The organism is Ensifer sp. NM-2, assembly GCF_003024455.1.
Classification (GTDB): Bacteria; Pseudomonadota; Alphaproteobacteria; order Rhizobiales; family Rhizobiaceae; genus Ensifer; species Ensifer canadensis.
The window spans coordinates 1-410 of record NZ_PVZR01000162.1; the positions used below are offsets into that span (position 1 = coordinate 1).

A 410-nucleotide genomic window follows, 5' to 3' on the forward strand; every position below is an offset into this window, starting at 1 on the left:
GGAAGGAGGACTTCTTCCAGCCGCCGTCGTGCGTTAAGCACCGGCTCAGTGCCGGCCCGCACGGGTTGGGATTCTTCGAGAGCCGACAGGCGCCAAGGAGGACACAATGACCATGGACGTCAACTACGTTGCCCGCAACATCGCCATCCCGGACCGTTTCCGGGAGTACGCCGAAGAGAAGTTCGACAAGATCGAGCAGCTCTCCACTCGTGCTCAGCGGCTGGAGATCAAGGTGGTGAAGGAGGCCCATCACCGGCACTCCGAGGGCAACGTGACCGTCGAGCTCACCGTGGTGGACAAGGGCAAGGTCATTCGCGCGGAGTCCAAGGCCGATGACAAGTTCGCCGCCTTCGACACCGCCTTCGGCAAGCTGCTGGAGCGCCTGCGTCGTCTGCGTGATCGCCGCAAGG

The 410-nt window shown here is 63.2% G+C and carries 1 protein-coding gene; it reads left to right on the forward strand.

The genetic code is table 11. From position 1 onward, the window contains the following. Positions 1-106 precede the first annotated feature (106 nt). On the forward strand, positions 107-410 hold a 304-nt coding region (gene hpf / locus C6558_RS39290; RefSeq protein WP_107028859.1), incomplete at its 3' end, for a ribosome hibernation-promoting factor, HPF/YfiA family.